The organism is Bradyrhizobium sp. 186 (assembly GCF_023101685.1).
Lineage (GTDB): Bacteria > Pseudomonadota > Alphaproteobacteria > Rhizobiales > Xanthobacteraceae > Bradyrhizobium.
The window spans coordinates 506,196-525,435 of the sequence record NZ_CP082164.1; the positions used below are offsets into that span (position 1 = coordinate 506,196).

Consider the following 19,240-nt stretch of genomic DNA (forward strand, 5'->3'; position numbering starts at 1 on the left):
CATGTTCCTGCGACGCACCGAGCGAAAGAAGAACGGCAAGGCGCACCATTACTGGAACGTCGTCGAGAGCAAGCGGCTCGACGACGGACGCGTGGTACAGCGGCATGTGCTGTATCTCGGCGAGATCAACTCTTCGCAGGCGGCGGCCTGGCGCAAGGCGATCGAGGTGTTCGACGAGGATGCCGGCCGCCCGCGGACACTGGCGCTATTCCCGGAGGATCGATGCGATGCGGTCGCAGGCGATGCGTCTGTCGTTCAGCTTCGCCTGTCCGAGATGCAGCTTCGTCGCCCACGCCAATGGGGCGCGTGCTGGCTGGCCGGGCAGTTGTGGCAGGAACTTCAGCTTGATCGGTTCTGGGCCGATCGGTTGCCCCCGAGCCGCAAGAAGACGAGGTGGGATCAAATCCTGCAAGTGCTCGCGACCTATCGGCTGATCGCGCCGGGCAGCGAATGGCGGCTACATCGGCAATGGTTCGGCAACAGCGCGATGGCCGATCTCTTGGGGACTGACTTCGGCCTGGCTGAAGAGCACAAGCTCTATGCCTGCCATGACCTGTTGCTCGAGCATAAGGAGGCGCTGTTCTCGCATCTGGTCGGGCGTTGGCGCGATCTGTTCAACGCCGACTTCGACGTGCTGCTGTACGATCTGACCAGCACCTACTTCGAGGTCAACGCCTCGGACTTGCCGCAAGGCAGCAAGCGCCGCCACGGCTACAGCCGCGACAAGCGGCCGGACTGCCCGCAAGTCGTGATCGCGCTGGTGGTGACGCCGGACGGCTTGCCGCTGGCTTACGAGGTGCTGCCCGGCAACACCGCCGACAGCAAGACGCTGCGGATGTTCCTGGGCAAGATCGAACTGCAATATGGCAAGGCGCGGCGGGTCTGGGTGATGGATCGCGGCGTGCCGACCGAGGCGGTGCTGGCCGAGATGCGCAACAGCGATCCGCCGGTGCAGTATCTGGTGGGAACGCCGAAGGGACGCCTGAACCGGCTGGAGAAGCACCTGCTGCAAAAGCCATGGCAGGAGGCGCGGGAGGGCGTGAAGGTGAAGCTGTTGGCCGAGGACGGCGAGCTTTATGTCTTCGCGCAAAGCGCCGATCGGGTCACCAAGGAACGCGCGATGCGGCGGCGGCAGTTGAAGTGGCTGTGGAGGCGGCTCCGGCAAATCGACGCGATGGAGGTCACGCGCGAAGAGCTGCTGATGAAACTCGGCGGCGCGCGTTCGAAGGCGCCGGCCGCCTGGCGTCTGGTTGATATCGAGATCGACAAGGAGCGCCCGAGCTTCACCTTCGCGCTCAATCGCAAGAAGCTGCGAACGACACGGCGGCGCGAAGGCCGCTACCTGCTGCGCACCAATCTCAGCGACAACGATCCCGCCCAACTATGGCAATACTACACCCAGCTCGTCGCCGTCGAAGAGGCCTTCCGCAATCTCAAAGGCGACCTGGCGATCCGTCCGGTCTTCCATCAGGACGAGAAGCGGATCGAAGCCCACATCTTCATCGCCTTCCTGGCCTACTGCATGCAGATCACGCTGACCCGTCGCCTTCATGCGCTGGCGCCCGGGCTGACCGCGCGCAGCGCGCTCGAAAAGTTCGCCGCCGTCCAGATGATCGACGTCCATCTGCCGACCACCGACGGGCGCGAGATCCTGCTCACTCGCTATACCCACCCAGAACCCGAACTGCAGCTCCTGATCGACCGGCTGAAACTCCGCCTGCCACCGCAGCCGCCGCCCAGGATCACCACAGCCGCCGTCACCCAAGCCAACCGCCGTAGTGAAGACCTTTTGACATAAGCCTTTGATTTACAACGACCGGGTATCTTCAAAACCCGCCAATCCGCGAAGACGGGCTAGCCCGAACTTCCCCTTGAGTAGCGACGTAAGCATTTGAGCTGGCGTGTAATTCCAGCGGGCGTGACGGCGCGTCTGCCTACATTATGGGGCGATAGGAATGCCGAGCCGATTGAAGACGTCTTGTTGTAGTGGGGTTGGACTTGTGAGCATAGCGGCCGGGGCGTCCTGACCGATGCGAACGATGTTGCGTGTGAGCGTGGCGAGATCCTGCAACAGCGTTCGAAAGCTGTGCACGGGCCGGCCATCGTGGGTGTGCTTGCGATTAGCCTTGGTTCTGGCCGCGGCCGAGACTCTGGCCTTGGCGACGGGCGAGACGCGCGCGGCGTCGGCGGCCTCGCGGTCGTGATCGTCGAACAGGATCGGGGCCAGCGCGCGGCGCATGTGCCAGACGATGTAATAAGCGAGCATGCAGAGGAAGACGTGGGCGCGCACGCGGCCAGCGAGGCGATGGTGGATCGGGCGCACCTCCAGTTCGACGGTCTTGATGGTGCGGAAGGCGCGTTCGACCTGGGCCAGGCTCTTGTAGGCACGCACCGTGGCGGCGGTGTCGAGGTTCTCGGCCGGCACGTTGGTCCGTAGCACATAGAAGCCGTCGAGCGACGCTTCGTTGGCGATGGCATCCTCGATCCGACTGAAGTCGAACGAAGTGTCGGTGATGGCGAGGTGGAAGTGCTTGGCCATCTTACGCTTGCCCAGCACGGCGCCGACCTTCAGACCGATCTCATCCTCGCCGCGCAAGGGGTTGCGCTGACGCTGCACGGCGGCCTTGACGCGGGCGAGATCCTTCTCGGTCGCCGCCAGCAACTCGCCGCGCTTGCGCCGACGCTCGTCGGCCAGATCCGGGTTGCGGCACACGATCAGGCGCTCGCCGGGGAAGTCGGGGGACGTGATCTCGGCCATATCGCGATCGTCGAACAGCGACAATTGCAGCGGGCCGCCGTCCTCGGCGAGCTTGCGGATCGCCGGCGCCCGCAGAGCGGTGATCCAATCGAGCCCGGCCGGCATCAGATCGGCTTCGATACGGGCGCTGGTGATCATGCCGCGATCGCCGACCAGTACCACACGCGACAGCTTGAAGCGGGCCTTCAGTTTGTCGACTTGCGCGGCCAGCGTGCTCGGGTCGGCGGTGTTACCTTCGAACACCTCCACCGCCACCGGGCAGCCGTCGGCGGCGCACAGCAAGCCGAACACGATCTGCAGCTTGTCGGAACGACCGTCGCGGCTGTAACCATGCCGCGCCAATTCGCAATGTCGCCCCTCCAGATAGCTGGAGGTGAGATCGTAGAGCACCAGCGAGCCGTCATGCAGATGGCGCTTGGCGAGCGTCGCCTCGATCCCCGGTTGGGCCGTGCCGAGCAGGTCGAGCGCTTCGTAAAGCTCGTCCTCGTCGACGGCGCTGAGATCGAGCAGTTCGCCCAGCGAATGCGCCGCCGTCGCCTCGCTGAGCTGGCGCGCCGTGGCCAGCTTGGCGGCCGGTTCGATCACCCGTGCCACGATCAAGGCCAAAGCCAGCCTGGCCAACCGTCTGGGCTTGTCCGGGACAAGGCGATGCAGTCCGAGCTGGCGCGCCATGCCGAGCACCGCGGCCACGTGGCCGTGCGGCAGCGAGCGCTCGATCCGCAGTTGCTCGGCCGGCGAGACCAGCTCCTCGCCTTTCAGGACGCGGCGCAGCGCATCGATCTTCTCATCCGGTCAATGCGACAGGTTGGCCAGCGTGCGCGACTTGATCTTGTCGCCCTCGCGATAGCTCTCGCGCAACAGGATCGCGGGCGGTGAGTTGCGGTTGGGAATGCGGGCGACGAACATGCCGGAATCGAATCACGGAAACCTGCCATTCGCAAGCCAAAAATCATCATTTACATGCCTACAAAATCAGCCCGATCCAAACTTCTCAAATCCTCTCAACGCTCTAACAAAAATCCCGAGGGGAAGTTCGGGCTAGCATCGCACCCGGAATCTCGAGGTTTCGGGATCGGTCCTTCGGACCGCCCCGGAACGACGAAGCCGGGGCTAAAACATCTCGAAATATTCGCGATGTTCCCAGTCGGTCACCTCGGCGAGAAAGCGGTCGATTTCGGCATTCTTGATGTGGGTGTAGTAGTCGACGAACTCTCCACCGAGCTTTTCGCGGAAGAATGGGTCGTCCTTTAGCGCGGCGACGGCGTCGCGCAGGGACTTCGGCAATAGCGGCGCCTTGGTTTCGTAGGGCGTGTCGGCAGACGGACCGGGTTCGAGCTTGCGGTCGGCGCCGTCGAGGCCGCTCAGGATTTGCGAGGCCATGTAGAGATAGGGATTGGCGGCGGGTTCGCCGACGCGGTTTTCCAGGCGCGTGGCGGCGTCGCCGGCGGCCCCGAGCACGCGGATCATCACGCCGCGATTGTCGCGGCCCCAGATCGCGCGGTCCGGCGCGAGCGAATAGGAGCGGTAGCGCTTGTAGCCGTTGATGGTCGGCGTGGTGAACACGGTTGCCGCGCGGGCATGGCCGAGCAGCCCCGCGAGATAGGCGCGGCCGAATGCGCTGAGCGGCTCGCCGCCCGCCTTTGCCATGAACAGGTTCTCCCCGCTCGCGCGCGAGACGATCGACTGGTGCAGGTGCCAGCCGCTCGCGAACAGGTGTGGCAGTTTCGGCCGGCACATGAAGGTGGCGTGATAGCCGTGGCGATGCGCGATCTGCTTCACCGCTGACCGAAACAGCACCATGTTGTCGGCAGGCTCCATCCCCGTCTTCGGCTGGAAGGTGAACTCGCACTGGCTCGGCCCGAACTCAACCTCGACAGAGCGCAGGGGAAGGCCCAGCGCGACGATGTCGCGCCGTAAAATCTCCAGCACCGGCTCCATCTGGTCGAAGCGCTGCTCGGTGAGATATTGATAGCCGTGGCTGAGCAGGCTCACCGACGGCGGCGTGCCGGGTTGGCCGGCGTCCTCCGCGCGCATATGCGGATCGTCGAGCTTGAAGATGTGGAATTCGACCTCGAGCCCCGCGACGAAATCGCAGCCGCGGCTGCCGAGCTCATCGAGCACCTTGCGATAGAGCCCGCGGGTCGCGAACGGCACGGGGCGGCCGTCGCTGAAATAGAGATCGCACAGCACCCAGCCCGTCGCCGGCGCCCATGGCAGCACGCGGAACGTGGTGGGATCGGCGACCATCAGTACGTCGGCCGCGCCCTCCATCTCCTTCATGCCGAAGCCGCCGCCGGCGGTGAACACCGGGAACACCGTGCGGTGCGAGGTGTCCTTGGCGAGCATGGTCGTGGTGATCGAGCAGCCGCTCTCCAGCGAGGCAACCGCCTCGGAGGCGATGATGGTCTTGCCGCGCAAGATGCCGTGCTGGTCCGGGAAGGCGAGGCGGACGACTTCGAGGCTCTTCTCTTCGACGATACGGCGCAACCGCGTCGCGGCGTCCTTCTGCTCATCCGACCACAGCGCATGACGCGCGACGAAACTCACTTTGATCGCTCCTTGCTACCTGTCATTCCGGGGCGCCCGAAGGGAGAACCCGGAATCTCGAGATTCCGGATTCGATGCTATCGCATCGCCCCGGAATGACGGTGCCTCAAATCACTCCGCCGCCGTTAGCCGATGCACATTGTCCGCGATCTCCTTCGGCACCGGTGCGGTCCAGGGCGCGCCGCGGCGGCGCTTGACGTCGACTTCCATCCAGTAGGTCTCCCAGCCCCGCGTCGGCCCGATGCCGTCCATGGTCGCCGGTCCCTGGATGCTGCGTGCGGTGCTCTCGTCGAGATGCAGCATTGGCTTCTCGCCGCCCGAAACCTTCTCGATTTCCTGCCGCAGCAGCCGGCGATATTGCACGATCGCCTTGTCGCTCTGGCCGAGATGCTCCTTGGTGCGATCCTGGATCGCGCCCATGGATTCCACCGCCCACTGGTCGTGGACGTTGATGTCATTGCCCATGCCGGTGTAGGTCGCGGTCGCCTGCTCGTGCGGATCGAAACCGTAATCGTTGCTACTGTTCTTGCGCGAGGTGTAGTCGGGCAGCTCATAGAGCTCGAGCCGCTGGTCGCGCATCTTCTGCTTGTCGACCGGGTTCGCGTAGCTGGTGAAGATCGCGTACCAATAGCAGTTCTCGTCGTCGACCGGCACATGCCACTGCGTGATCGTCATCTCCGTGCTCATGGGAATGACGAAGCCGTGCGGGAAGAGCTGGTTGGTCACGCGCACATGGGTGCGCTCCTCGTCGATCTCGCGCAGCGCGATCAGCCGCAGGCCGTATTCGGTGTGCTCGACATTGATGATCGGCCGGTCGAATTCGCGCAGGATCTTGGTCATCGGCAGGTCAGAGCCGGCAGAGGCGCCGCGGAACTGCTTGCCGTAGGCGGTGGACGTGTCCTCGTCCTCGAAGAAGCGATGCAGGTAAGACGCATGTGCGGGATCGATGCCGACTTCGAGCGCCTGGAGCCAGTTGCAGGCCATGTGGCCCTTGAACGCGAAGGTGTGGGTGCCGGGCGCGATGAAGCAGTCGATCTCCGGAAAGGCCGGCGGCTCACCCTCGCCCAGATAGGCCCAGAGGATGCCGCTCTTCTCCACCACGGGATAGGCGCGTTGCCGGACGTTCTGGCAGAGTTTTGAATCCTTCGGCTCGGCCGGGGTTTCGGTGCACTGGCCGGTCGCGTCGAACAGCCAGCCATGGAATGCGCAGCGCAGGCCGCCATGTTCGAGCCGTCCGAAGGCGAGGTCGGCGCCGCGATGCGCGCAGTGGCGGTCGATCAGGCCGTAGCGTCCCGTCTCGTCGCGGAATAGCACCAAATTCTCGCCGAGCAGCTTAACGGGTCGGATCGGCCGCGCGCCCTCGAGCTCATCGACCAGCGCCGCCGGCTGCCAGTAGCTCCGCATCAGCTTCCCGCAGGGGTCCTTCGGCCCGGTGCGGGTGATCTGGTCGTTCTGCTCCTGGCTCATCATGGCGGTCGCGTCCTTTTCTGGAGGGGCGTTTTGTTCGCCTATTGAACTAATGGGCGAATTATGACATGTCTCGATCCGGCAACAAGCACTATTTTGCAGGAATAACCCGAGGCCCATGCCCAAGCTGAAGCGGAGCGAGAGCGAGGAACGCGCGACGGATTTCGTCGAGAGCCTCGATCGCGGCCTGCGTCTGCTGCAATGCTTCGGCGCGACCGCCGGCCCGATGACGCTGAGCGATCTCGCCCGGGCCGCGGATCTTCCCCGTGCCACCGCGCGGCGCATGCTGTTCACGCTCCAGCGTGGCGGCTTCGTCGCCGGCGACGGAAAGCTGTTCTCCCTGACGCCGCATGTGCTGACGCTCGCTGCGTCCTACCTGCGCTCCAGCCAGCTCGTCGCCGTGCTTCAGCCGGTGCTCGATTGCGTCGCCACCGCGGCGCAGGAAATCTCCTCGCTCGCGGTGCTCGACGGCGATGACGTCGTGTTCATCGCCCGCGGCGGCCCGGCGCGCGTGTTCTCGGGCGGGCTCGACATCGGCTACCGCCTGCCGGCCTTCTGCACGTCCGTCGGCCGCGCCATGCTCGGCCAGCTCGATGATGCCGAGCTGGCCGCGCGCCTGAAGGCGATGAAGCGCGAAGCGTTGACGCCGCAGACGGTGACCGATCCGAAGGCGCTGCTCGCGCGCATCACAGCCGACCGCGCGCAGAGCTATTCGCTGGTCGACCGCGAAGCTGAGCCACACTTCCGCTCGATCTCCGTTCCCGTACGGCGCTATGATGATGTGATCGTCGCCGCCATCAACATGGGTGCCCACGTCGACCGCGTGCCGGCCAAGGAGTTGATCGAGCGATTCCTGCCGCTGTTGCGCGAAGGTGCGGAGTCGGTGCGCTCGCAGCTTTTGTAGCTGAGGCCAGGAGAGCAAAAAGCCCTCGCTCGTCCTGCCTGGCAGGCTATAATGCGCACGGCAAAAAAGAGAACAGGGAGGACACCATGCACCATACCATGGTTCCCAGTGATCGCGTGGAGCATGTCGCCGTCTACGGGCGCGACGGCACCAAGCTCGGCACGATCGAGCGATTGATGCTCGACAAGGTGAGTGGAACGGTCGCCTATGCCGTGATCAAGACCGGCGGGCTGCTCGGCACCCACCATCATTACCCTCTGCAGTGGAGCGCACTGAGATATGATCCAGGACGTCAGGTCTTCCAGGTCGAGCTGACGCCGGAGCAACTGAGCAGCGGCCCCTGCGAGGTCGATGGCGATGAATTCGACTGGGGTGACCGCTCGCGGCCTTACCCGCATCCGAATTACTGGTCGATCTAGTCGCGTCGCAAGTCTCATAGTCCGGGTCAGCGAAGCGGTACCCGGAACGTCACACGTCGGCCTTGATCGACGCTTTCACGGCCGGTTGCGCATCCAGTCGGCGAGGCCGGACAGCGCCTTGTCGAGGTCTTGTCGCGCGGCCGCGTCGGCCACCGTCTCCTCCAGCGCGCCGCGCATGCAGAGCAGCCACGCATCGCGCTCGGCATCGCCGATGGCAAAGCCGAAATGCCGCTGGCGCAGCCGCGGATGGCCCTTCTCGACCGAATAGAGTTTTGGGCCGCCGGTCCATTCGGTGAGATAGCGCTTCAGCACGTCCTTGATCGCGCCGAGATCGGCTTCATGCATCACGCGGATGGCGCGCGCCTCGGCAAGCGTGTCCATCCGTTCATAGAAGCGCTCGACCAGGCAGTCGATCGTGGCACTGCCTCCGATCCGCTCGAATATGGAAACCGCAACGCCGCTCTCGCTCATCCCGCGTCCCGGCCTACAGCGCCACGCTGCGCAGCCCGAAGCTGCGGGCTTCATTTTGCAGCACCGGCCGCACCGCGTCGATCAGCCGGGCGGCCGCTGCGTCGACCGAGAGCCCCGCGGTATCCACCACCGCGGTCGCGCGCGCATACAGTGGCTCGCGGCTGAGCAGAATGTTGCGCAGTTCCATCATAGCGGAGCGATCGTCGGCCATCGGGCGAAGGTCGCCCTGACGGCGAACGCGGGCCATGTGCTCCTCGGGCTCGGCCTTCAGCCAGATCGTGTAGAACGACGACAGGATCTGGTCGAAGGTGAGCGGCTCGGAGACGATACCGCCGCCGGTCGCCAGCACCATCAGCTCGTTGCGCGCGAGCAATTGTTGCAGCGCCGCCTGCTCCATGCGGCGAAAGCCTTCCTGGCCATAGAGCGCGATGATCTCGGCGACCGAGAGCCCGTTCTGCTGCTCAACCTCCTTGTTGAGCTCGACAAAGCTCCAGCCGACCTTTTTCGCCAGGACCTTGCCGAGCGTGGATTTGCCGGCGCCGCGCAGGCCGATCAGCGCGATGCCGCAGAACGGCGCGCGCCGCGGCGCGGATGCGCTGCCGCCGGCGAGCAAATCCTTGGCCTGCGCGATCTGGCTCGGCGTCGCCTTGCGCAGCAGGTCGCGAAACATTTGCCAGTCCGGCGTCGGATCGGCGCTGGGCAGCAAATCTTCCAGATGCGCGCCCATCGCGTCCGATACCCGGCGCAGCAGCACGATCGAGACATTGCCCTTGCCGCTCTCGAGCTGCGCGATGTAGCGCTCCGAAATTCCTGATACCTTGGCGAGCACCTTTCGCGACATGCCGCGCAGCGCCCGCATGGTGCGCACACGCTGGCCGAGCTGTTCGAGGAAGCGGGATTCGGCGTCGGGACTGTCGGTCATGGACTACGGATCATGGGCCTTCTTTAGCGGGTGTCCCGCGGCGCGTTTTAATGAAACATAGTGCCTGCTGGCATTGACAGCAAGCCGCCGCAGTGTCTTTCTATGAATTATAATTCTAAATTCAGGAGGGGAAGTCCGTGGGCGAGGGATCCTACAATGCGGTGACCTGGCTGCTCGACCGTAACGTCGAGGAGGGCCGCGGCAACAAGCTCGTTTTCGACGACACCGTCTCGCGGCTCACCTATGGCGAGCTCCAGCGCGATAGCCGGCGCGCCGCCAACATGCTGCGCCGTCTCGGTGTCCGCCGCGAGGAGCGCGTGGCGATGATCATGCTGGATACGGTCGATTTCCCCATCGTGTTTTTGGGTGCGATCCGCGCCGGCATTCTGCCGGTGCCGCTCAACACGCTGCTGACCGCGGACCAATACGCCTACATCCTCGCTGACTGCCGCGCGCGCGTGCTGTTCGTCTCTGAGGCGCTCTATCCCGTCATCAAGGACGTCGTCGGCCGCATGCCGGATCTCGAGCATGTCGTGGTCTCCGGAGCCAAGCTGAACGGCCACAAGCAGCTCGCCGAGGAGCTCGCGGGCGAGAGCGATCAATTCACGACCGCGGCGACGCATCCCGACGAGCCGGCGTTCTGGCTGTACTCATCCGGCTCGACCGGCATGCCCAAGGGCGTGCGCCATTTGCATTCGAATTTGCAGGCGACCGCGGACACCTACGCAAACCAGGTGCTCGGCATCCGCGAGAGCGACGTTTGTCTTTCCGCGGCAAAGCTGTTCTTCGCCTATGGCCTCGGCAATGCGCTGACCTTCCCGATGTCGGTCGGCGCTACCGTGGTGCTGAACAGCGAGCGTCCGACGCCGGCGCGGATGTTCGACCTGATGAACCGCTACAATCCCTCGATCTTCTACGGCGTGCCGACGCTGTTCGCGGCGATGCTCAACGACGAGACGATGAAGGCCGAGCGCGGCGGCAATGCATTGCGTATCTGCACCTCGGCGGGTGAGGCGCTGCCGGAGTCCGTCGGCAACAGCTGGAAAGCACGCTTCAACGTCGACATCCTGGACGGCGTCGGCTCGACCGAGCTGCTGCACATCTTCCTGTCGAACGCGCCCGGCGACATCAAATACGGCTCGTCCGGCAAACCGGTGCCGGGGTACGCGGTGCGGCTCGTCAACGAGGCCGGCCAGGATGTCGCCGACGGCGAAGTCGGTGAGCTCCTGGTCGACGCGCCTTCCGCTGGCGAGGGCTACTGGAATCAGCGCCACAAGAGCCGCCGCACCTTTGAAGGCCCGTGGACCCGCACCGGTGACAAATATGTTCGCGATGGCGAGGGCCGCTACACTTTCTGCGGCCGCGCCGATGACATGTTCAAGGTCTCCGGCATCTGGGTCTCGCCCTTCGAGGTCGAGAGCGCGCTGATCACGCATCCTGCCGTGCTGGAAGCAGCCGTCGTGCCCGAGGCCGATCCGGAAGGCCTGTTGAAGCCAAAGGCCTTCGTCGTGTTGCGTCCGGGCGCGAAGACGGCGAACCTCCAGGAGATGCTGAAGGAGCACGTCAAGCAGAAGATCGGCCCGTGGAAATACCCGCGCTGGATCGACGTGGTGGAGTCGCTGCCGAAAACGGCGACGGGAAAGATCCAGCGCTTCAAGCTGCGAGACGGGGCGAATTGATTGTGTGCGTGCCGAGTGTGACTGACACTGCTGCGGCAAACTCCGCTGCGCTCCCTCCCCCCTTGCGGGGGAGGGCAGGGGAGGGGGACTCAGCAAAAGGTCTATCCGTCATCAAGAACAACGGTTCGCTCTTGTCCAATCGAGAGAGTCCCCGTGTGGCACCCCCCTCCCTGGCCCTCCCCCGCAAGGGGGGAGGGAACGACGCAGCGAGCGGACACGTCTCGTCCTCGTCGCACGAATGAGCAGAGTGACAGCATGACCAACCTCACCCCCACCGGCTTCCTCAACATCGGCAACGCCAGCCTCGAATACAAATGGCTCGCGCCGCAAAGCGCTGACACCCCCACCATCGTCATGCTGCATGAAGGGCTCGGCTCGGTCGGTCTGTGGGGCGACTTCCCGGAAAAGCTGCAGCAGGCGACCGGCGCCGGCGTCTTCGTCTATTCGCGCGCGGGCTATGGCCAGTCGAGCCCGGTGAGCCTGCCGCGCCCGCTCGACTACATGCAGCGCGAGGCGTTGGACGTGCTGCCGAAGCTGCTTGACGCGATCGGCTTCAAGCGCGGCCTGCTGCTCGGCCATTCCGACGGCGCCTCGATCGCGGCGATCTACGCCGGTGCGCATCAGGATCACCGGCTGCACGGTCTCGTGCTGATGGCGCCGCATTTCATCGTCGAGGACATCTCGGTGAAATCGATCGCCGCGATCAAGACCACCTACGAGACCACGGACCTCAAGGCAAAACTCGGGCGCTGGCACAAGGACGTCGACAACGCCTTCTACGGCTGGAACCGCGCCTGGCTCGATCCCAAATTCCGTGACTGGGACATCTCCGAATACCTCGCCTATATCCGAGTCCCCGTCATGATCCTGCAAGGCGTGGACGACCAATATGGGACCCCGCGTCAGGTCGCGATCGCGCAGGAAGAGTGTTATTGTCCGGTAGATTTGAAAGTCATTTCAGACGCGGGGCATTCCCCGCATCGTGAAGCGCCGGGGGCGACGCTTGACGCAATCGTACAATTTGCTGCAGCGGCCCTGCGCGACGATCAGGGCCTTCAGGGACGCGCCGCATGATTTTGCGGAGGCACATTCCCTATGAATGTGCCGCCGAACGCGGGCGGACCGCTGGCATGGCCGCAACGGGCCTATGTGCCCGGCGAGACCGTGCGATCCTGGTAGATATCATGAAACAAAGTGCATGCCTCGTCCGTTAAGGACTAGACTTGCTCAAAAAGATGCATTATTGTGCATCTAACGGTGGAGACCGAAGTTCATAATCAAGCTCAAGGGTGGCACATGGCCGGGGAAGATCGGCGCCTCGCAGGCGGTGCGACATTCATCGATTTCCAGACCGAACCGTCCCGCTACCGGCACTGGAAGCTCGCGGTCGACGGTGACGTCGCGACCCTGACCATGGACGTCGACGAGAACGGCGGCCTGTTCGAAGGCTATTTACTCAAGCTCAACTCCTACGATCTCGGCGTCGACATCGAGCTTGCCGATGCGGTCCAGCGGCTGCGCTTTGAGTATCCCGAGGTGAAGGTCGTGGTGATGCGCTCGGCCAAGAACCGCGTGTTCTGCGCCGGCGCCAATATCCGCATGCTCGCGGGCTCAACCCACGCTCACAAGGTCAACTTCTGCAAGTTCACCAATGAGACCCGCAACGGCATGGAGGATTCATCCGAGAATTCCGGCCAGCGCTTCATCACGGTGGTGAACGGCTCGGCCGCCGGCGGCGGCTATGAGCTTGCGCTCGCCACCGACTACATCATGCTCGCCGATGACGGCGCGTCTGCGGTGGCGCTGCCTGAAGTGCCGCTGCTCGCGGTGCTGCCGGGCACCGGCGGGCTGACGCGCGTCGTCGACAAGCGCAAGGTGCGCCGCGACCATGCCGACTTCTTCTGCACCATCGAGGAAGGCGTGAAGGGCAAGCGCGCCGTGCAGTGGCGTCTCGTCGACGAGATTGCGCCGAATTCAAAGCTCGAAGGCAAGGTCGTCGAGCGCGCCAAGGAGTTTGCAGCCGCTTCGAAGCGCAACGGCAGCGGCAAGGGCATCGCGCTGTCGCCGGTCAGGCGCGCGATCGACGAGACCAGCCTGCGCTACGGTTTCGTCACCGTCGACATCGACCGTGCCGCGCGTATCGCCACCATCTCGATCAAGGCCCCTGAAGCCGCGCCGCCCGCCGACATCGACGGCCTGATGGCGCAGGGCGCCGCGTTCTGGCCGCTCCAGGTCGCGCGCGAGCTTGATGACGCGATCCTGCATCTGCGCATCAACGAGCTCGAGATCGCCATGCTGGTGTTCAAGAGCCATGGCGACCGCGCCCATGTGCTCGCCTGCGACGCCTTCCTCGAAGCCAACAAGGCGCACTGGCTGGTCAATGAGATCCGGCACTACTGGAAGCGCGTATTGAAGCGCATCGACGTCACCTCGCGCACGCTGGTGACGCTGGTCGAGCCCGGCTCCTGCTTTGCCGGCACGCTGGCCGAGCTCGTCTTCGCCGCCGACCGCTCCTACATGCTGATCGGCACGCGCCAGGGCGACAACCGGCCGCCGCCATCGATCGAGCTTTCCGCGATGAATTTCGGCCCGTATCCGATGAGCCATGGCCTGACCCGCCTGCAATCGCGCTTCCAGGCCGACCCGTCCGATGTGGATCGCGCGGAAGGTACCGTCGGCACAAGCCTCGATGCCGAGGAGGCCGAGGAGCTCGGCCTCGTCACCTTCGCGCTCGACGACATCGACTGGGACGACGAGGTCCGTGTGTTCCTCGAGGAGCGCGCCAGCTTCTCGCCCGACAGCCTCACCGGCATGGAAGCGAGCCTGCGCTTCGTCGGCCCCGAGACGATGGAATCGAAAATCTTCTCGCGCCTGACCGCCTGGCAGAACTGGATCTTCCAGCGCCCGAACGCCGTCGGCGAGGAAGGCGCGTTGCGCCGCTACGGCAGCGGGCAGAAGCCGAAATTCGATATGACGAGGGTGTAGCGAGTAGGGAGTGGCGAATAGCGAATAGGGAAAATTCCATTCGCTACTCGCTACTCGCCATTCGCGAGCCCGCAATCCGACGTCAGTAACCGAATGAACTGGTCCCACACGGGAGATCCACAATGAACATCATGAACGTCGACTACTCGACCAAGATTCCGAACAACGTCAATCTCGCCGAAGACCGCCAGGTGCTGAAGGCACTGGAAGGCTGGCATCCCGGCTACATGGATTGGTGGAGCGACATGGGGCCGGAAGGCTTCCAGGAATCGCTGGTGTATCTGCGCACCGCCTATTCGGTCGATCCGCGCGGCTGGGCCAAGTTCGATTATGTGCGCATGCCCGACTATCGCTGGGGCATTCTGCTTGCACCGCAGGAGGAAAACCGCGTCGTTCCGTTCGGCGAGCATTTTGGCGAGCCGGCCTGGCAGGAAGTCCCGGGCGAATATCGCGCCATGCTGCGCCGCCTGATCGTGATCCAGGGCGACACCGAGCCGGCTTCCGTCGAGCAGCAGCGCCACCTCGGCAAGACCGCGCCCTCGCTCTACGACATGCGCAATTTGTTCCAGGTCAATGTCGAGGAAGGCCGCCATCTCTGGGCGATGGTGTACCTGCTGCAGAAATATTTCGGTCGCGACGGCCGCGAGGAGGCGGACGATTTGTTGCGCCGCCGTTCGGGCGACGCCGACTCGCCGCGCATGCTGGGCGCCTTCAACGAGGCGACGCCGGACTGGCTATCCTTCTTCATGTTCACCTACTTCACCGACCGCGACGGCAAGATGCAGCTGCACAGCCTCGCGCAGTCGGGCTTCGATCCGCTGTCGCGCACTTGCCGCTTCATGCTGACGGAAGAAGCCCACCACATGTTCGTCGGCGAGACCGGCATCACCCGCGTCGTGCAGCGCACCTGCGATGCGATGAAGGAGGCCGGCATCATCGATCCGACCGACATCGCAAAGGTTCGCGCGCTCGGCGTCATCGACCTGCCGACCATCCAGAAGAAGCTGAACCTGCACTATACCTTGTCGCTCGACCTGTTCGGCTCGGAAGTCTCGACCAACGCGGCAAACGCCTTCAACACCGGCATCAAGGGCCGCTATCACGAGACCCAGATCGAGGACGATCACCAGCTCAAGAACGCGACCTATCCGGTGCTCAAGTTCATCGACGGCGAGATCAAACTGGTTGACGAGCCGGCGCTGACCGCACTCAACATGCGGCTGCGTGACGACTACAGCCAGGATTGCGTCAAGGGCATGCTGCGCTGGAACAAGGTGATCTCGACCGCGGGCTACGACTTCCAGCTCAAGCTGCCCAACGTCGCCTTCCATCGCCACATCGGCGAGTTCAAGGACGTCCATGCAACGCCGGATGGTCTTTTGATCGACGACGCCACCTGGGCCAGGCGCAAGGATGATTGGCTGCCCTCGACCGCCGACGGCGACTTCATCAGCTCGCTGATGCAGCCCGTCACCGAGACCGGCCAGTTCGCCTCCTGGATCTCGCCGCCGAAAGTCGGCATCGACAACAAGCCGGGTGACTTCGAGTACGTGAAGATCGAGTCGTAGCTGCTCGCCCAGCTCCACACCCCGGTGTCGTCCCGGACAAGCAAACGTCTGGCAACGCAGTTGCCAGGCGTTTGCGCAGATCCGGGACCCATCAACCCCAGGGAGAGGTTATGTGACGAAACTGGCAACTCCGAGTCTTCGCCAAACCAAATCCTGTGGCTATGGATCCCGGATCTGCGCTTCGCTTGTCCGGGACGACAGCGGAGTTTGACGCTCGGTCAGTGCCCCCTCAACTATCCCACCCGCTCCCCTTGATCCCGGGATTCGCATAAACAATCCCGCCATCCACCGCGATGGTTGCGCCGACCACATAGTCGCCAGCGCGTGAGGCCAGATAGATCGCTGTGCCCGCCATGTCCTCGTCGGTGCCGATGCGGCCTGCGGGCACGCGCGTTGCGACCTCGTCGCCATGATCGCGCGCGGCGCGGTTCATGTCGGACTGGAACGGGCCCGGCGCGATCGCGGTGACCACGACATGATCGGAGATCAGCTTCACCGCCATCCGCCGCGTCAGATGGATCAGCCCGGCCTTGCTCGCGGCATAGGAATACGTCTCCATCGGATTCACGAAGATGCCGTCGATCGAGGCGATGTTGATCACCTTTGCCGGCCGCTCTGCGCTCGCGGCCGCACGCAGCGGCGCGGCCAGCGCTTTGGTCAGGAAGAATGGCGCCTTGACGTTCAGGTTCATCACCTTGTCCCAGCCGCTCTCCGGAAACTCATCGAACTCCGCGCCCCAGGCCGCACCCGCATTGTTGACGAGGATGTCGAGTTTTGGCTCGCGCTTTTTGAATTCACTCGCCAGCAGCTCGGCCCCGGCGAGCGTCGAGATGTCGATCGGCAGCGCGATGCATTCGCCGTCATACTGCGCGGAGAGCTTTCGCCAAGCCGAAAGCTGAGCTTAAGCCGCTGCAAATCTACGAAAGCCGTTCCACATCGCTGTCGCGGCACCCGAGGTCAGCACCGGGAGGATCCGCGTGTCCTGGTAATTGCCGTTGAGCGAGACGCGCGGCAGCGCGGTCATGTGGCCGGCGTTCTCAGCGAACAGCATGCCGGGCCGCGTCGTCACCGCGGTCTTGAAGCCTGCGGCCGAGGCAAGCGCGAATTCGCGCCCGCCCGCAGCTTCGCGATCGCCATAGGGATAGGCGAAGTGCAGCACGGCACGCTCCAGCGCATGCTCGATCCGCACGCGGCTCAGTGCCATCTCCTGCGCGGCGATCTCCTCGCTCTGCCTGGCCAGATTGCAATGGCTGATAGTGTGCGCGCCGATCGTGACCAGTGGATCGGCGGAGAGCTGCTTCACCTCGTCCCAGGACAGGCAGAGGCCGCGGCACAGTGCGGCGATGTCGACGCCGTATCTGGCGCAGAGCGCCTCGATCTCGCGCTTGAGGTCGTGCTCGCCCGACAACGCGCGCAGCCAGTCGTGCAGGCGGTCGAACGCCGCCTGCTTTGCCGCGGGCGACGTCGCATCGAGCCGCAGCGCGGCGTTGCCGATCTGTACCTCGATCTGATCGGTCTTGGCGATCACGGCCTCAAGCGCGGTCCACCACAGCCGTCCGGTGCCTTCGGCAAAATCGCTCGCGACATAGACGGCCAAGGGCGCGTCAAATTCACGCAGCACCGGCAGGGCAAATTCGAGATTGTCGCGATAGCCGTCGTCGAGGGTGAAGGCGGCAAAGCGGCGGGCAAAGCGGCCTTGCGCCAGCCGCTCATGCAGCTCGTCCATGCTGACGACGTCGATGTCGCGCGAGCGCAAATGGCACAGGGTTGCGCGCAAGAAATCGGGGGTGACTTCGAGGTGCCGGTTCGGCTGGAACGCGGCCTCGCGGGCCGGGCGCACGTGATGCAGCATGAAAATAGCGCCGACGCCCGACAAAAGCGGGCGCAACAGGTGGTGCGCACCGCTGAAATAGAGTGCTCCCAGCCCGGCGCGGATGACGTTGTTACGGAGTTGTTTCATGACCGGCTGGCCGACCCCTGGCATTCCGCCCTCAACTTAGGGTCACACTCTTGAAGAAAAAGTTATTCCAATTGTCCACGCCAGGCGCCCGGAAGGGCGCCATTTCCGGTTTGACAGCCCGCCAAGGGTTTGTTTTGTCTCCGGTTCCAGAGTTCGGGTCGTCGAATGCAAAAGCTTTTCAGGTGGGCCAGCAAATGGTGGCCAGGGTTGATCCCCCTGGCCGTCATGTGGGGATTTGCGGCCTGGAACAACACGCTGCCGGTCGAGGCCGACCTGTCGGCCCGCAGTTCGGCCGCGCTCAAGGACACCGTCCTGGACAAGACCCGGATCGCGATCGATGGCCGCGACGTCAGCCTGGCCGCGGACGCCTTCTCCGAGGAAGGGCGCCGCGATGCGGTCATGGCGGTCGAGACCGTCCCCGGGGTGCGCCTGGTCGACGATCGGACCCGCCTGGTTCCCGAAGCAAAGCCCTTCGTCTGGAACGCCGAGCGTGATGTGGTGCGCGTGACCCTGTCGGGCTCCGCGCCGCTGCCGTCGATGAAAGGCCGGCTGACGGAGGCGGCGCGCAAGGAAGTCGGCGGGGTCGAGGTGGCGGATCAGATGGGCCTGGCGCGCGGCGCCCCGCCGCGTTTCGAGGCTGCCGCGATGCTGTTGCTCGACCAGATCGGCAAGCTGAAGGATGGCAAGATCACGATCTCCGACACCAAGGTCAATCTGTCGGGCATGGCGCGCGAACTCGGCGGCCGCGAGGCGATCGGAGCCGCGCTGAAGAACCTGCCCGAGGGGTTTTCGATCGCCGCCAACGAGATCAAGGCGCCGCCCTACATCTTCCAGGCCTACAAGGATCCGGTTGCCGCGACGGTGACGCTGACCGGCTACGTGCCCGACAACAACGTGCACGCGATGATCGCAACCGGCGCGTCGCGAAAGTTCTTCAACGAAAAGGTCGTCGACAATCTCAAGGCCAGCATCGGGGCGCCTGGCTCCTTCAACACCGCTGTGGTCGCAGCGCTCGGCGCGCTGTCGCGGCTGTCGACCGGCACGCTCGTGGTGTCCGATCGCGAGGTGGAACTTTCGGGTGATGCGCTGTACGAAGGCGCGGCCAACGACATCCGCGCTGGCCTGAGCAAGGACTTCCCAAAAACCTGGCAGTACAAGCCTGAAATCACCGTGAAGCCCGCGGCGGGCCCGGTGGACGGCACCGTCTGCCAGCAATTGTTCTCGGAGCTCCTCGGCAAGGGCAAGATCCGCTTCGAGGCGAAGCGCGCCAACATCGATCCGGATTCCGCCGGCATCCTCGATCATCTCATCGAGACGGCGCTGCGCTGTCCCACCACCAATATCGAGGTCGCCGGGCACACTGATGCCGACGGTGAGGACGCCTTCAACCAGGCCATTTCCGAGAAGCGCGCGCAGGCGGTGATCGATTATCTGGTCAAGGCCGGCCTGCCCGCCAACCGCTTCACCGCGGTCGGCTATGGCAGCATGCAGCCCGTCGCCGGCAACGATACCGACGACGGCAAGGCCCAGAACCGCCGTATCGAATTTCTGGTGAGGTAA

Annotated in this window: 13 protein-coding genes and 2 pseudogenes; 8 read left to right on the plus strand and 7 right to left on the minus strand. The window is 64.3% G+C overall.

Translation table 11 applies throughout. The annotated features are described in order from the left end of the window. Window position 1: 1 nt before the first annotated feature. The gene (locus IVB18_RS02275; protein WP_247983193.1) at window positions 2–1,798 is read left to right on the plus strand and encodes an IS1634 family transposase; all 1,797 of its coding nucleotides are present in this window, start codon (window positions 2–4) and stop codon (window positions 1,796–1,798) included. A 141-nt stretch (window positions 1,799–1,939) separates the two neighbouring features. Here IVB18_RS02275 and IVB18_RS02280 read toward each other — a convergent pair. The 3 genes and pseudogenes from IVB18_RS02280 to IVB18_RS02290 all read right to left on the minus strand — a co-directional run bounded on the left by IVB18_RS02280 (window position 1,940) and on the right by IVB18_RS02290 (window position 6,775). After that, window positions 1,940–3,664, minus strand: a pseudogene (locus IVB18_RS02280) (IS1634 family transposase). A gap of 204 nt (window positions 3,665–3,868) precedes the next feature. Further along, a complete protein-coding gene (locus tag IVB18_RS02285; RefSeq protein WP_247987724.1) occupies window positions 3,869–5,305 on the minus strand; it encodes a glutamine synthetase family protein in 1,437 nt (478 codons plus the stop codon). A gap of 111 nt (window positions 5,306–5,416) precedes the next feature. Further along, window positions 5,417–6,775 (minus strand): aromatic ring-hydroxylating dioxygenase subunit alpha, encoded by a 1,359-nt coding sequence (locus tag IVB18_RS02290; protein ID WP_247987725.1) that lies wholly within the window; start codon window positions 6,773–6,775, stop codon window positions 5,417–5,419. 115 nt (window positions 6,776–6,890) lie between these two features. Between IVB18_RS02290 and IVB18_RS02295 the strand changes: the two genes are divergently transcribed. Continuing rightward, window positions 6,891–7,676 carry an IclR family transcriptional regulator C-terminal domain-containing protein gene (locus tag IVB18_RS02295; protein WP_247987726.1) on the plus strand — a complete coding sequence of 262 codons (786 nt, stop codon included), beginning with the start codon at window positions 6,891–6,893 and terminating at the stop codon, window positions 7,674–7,676. 86 nt (window positions 7,677–7,762) lie between these two features. Next, a complete protein-coding gene (locus IVB18_RS02300; protein ID WP_247338730.1) occupies window positions 7,763–8,095 on the plus strand; it encodes a PRC-barrel domain-containing protein in 333 nt (110 codons plus the stop codon). Between the two features lie 75 nt (window positions 8,096–8,170). Here IVB18_RS02300 and IVB18_RS02305 read toward each other — a convergent pair whose 3' ends face one another. Further along, window positions 8,171–8,566 carry a group II truncated hemoglobin gene (locus IVB18_RS02305; protein ID WP_247987727.1) on the minus strand — a complete coding sequence of 132 codons (396 nt, stop codon included), beginning with the start codon at window positions 8,564–8,566 and terminating at the stop codon, window positions 8,171–8,173. Window positions 8,567–8,579: 13 nt separating this feature from the next. Further along, on the minus strand, window positions 8,580–9,488 hold the full coding sequence (locus tag IVB18_RS02310; protein ID WP_247987728.1) for a helix-turn-helix transcriptional regulator: 909 nt from the start codon (window positions 9,486–9,488) through the stop codon (window positions 8,580–8,582). A gap of 137 nt (window positions 9,489–9,625) precedes the next feature. Here IVB18_RS02310 and IVB18_RS02315 point away from each other — a divergent pair, with 137 nt between their 5' ends. The 4 genes from IVB18_RS02315 (at window position 9,626) to boxB (ending at window position 15,720) form a co-directional block, all read left to right on the plus strand. After that, window positions 9,626–11,167, plus strand: a complete 1,542-nt coding sequence (locus tag IVB18_RS02315) for a benzoate-CoA ligase family protein (RefSeq protein ID WP_247987729.1) — start codon at window positions 9,626–9,628, stop codon at window positions 11,165–11,167. A gap of 255 nt (window positions 11,168–11,422) precedes the next feature. Continuing rightward, window positions 11,423–12,241, plus strand: a complete 819-nt coding sequence (locus IVB18_RS02320) for an alpha/beta hydrolase (RefSeq protein WP_247987730.1) — start codon at window positions 11,423–11,425, stop codon at window positions 12,239–12,241. Between the two features lie 222 nt (window positions 12,242–12,463). Then, a complete protein-coding gene (gene boxC, locus IVB18_RS02325) occupies window positions 12,464–14,152 on the plus strand; it encodes a 2,3-epoxybenzoyl-CoA dihydrolase (RefSeq protein WP_247987731.1) in 1,689 nt (562 codons plus the stop codon). A 131-nt stretch (window positions 14,153–14,283) separates the two neighbouring features. After that, window positions 14,284–15,720, plus strand: coding sequence for a benzoyl-CoA 2,3-epoxidase subunit BoxB (boxB, locus tag IVB18_RS02330; protein ID WP_247991943.1), 1,437 nt, complete (start codon window positions 14,284–14,286; stop codon window positions 15,718–15,720). Between the two features lie 229 nt (window positions 15,721–15,949). On the opposite strand, the pseudogene IVB18_RS02335 reads toward boxB, so the two are convergent. Then, window positions 15,950–16,597 (minus strand): annotated as a pseudogene (locus tag IVB18_RS02335) (SDR family oxidoreductase); the annotation flags it as partial. A gap of 24 nt (window positions 16,598–16,621) precedes the next feature. Further along, on the minus strand, window positions 16,622–17,680 hold the full coding sequence (locus tag IVB18_RS02340) for a polysaccharide deacetylase family protein (protein WP_247987732.1): 1,059 nt from the start codon (window positions 17,678–17,680) through the stop codon (window positions 16,622–16,624). Between the two features lie 165 nt (window positions 17,681–17,845). On the opposite strand from IVB18_RS02340, the gene IVB18_RS02345 reads away from it, so the two are divergent. After that, the gene (locus IVB18_RS02345; RefSeq protein WP_247987733.1) at window positions 17,846–19,240 is read left to right on the plus strand and encodes an OmpA family protein; all 1,395 of its coding nucleotides are present in this window, start codon (window positions 17,846–17,848) and stop codon (window positions 19,238–19,240) included.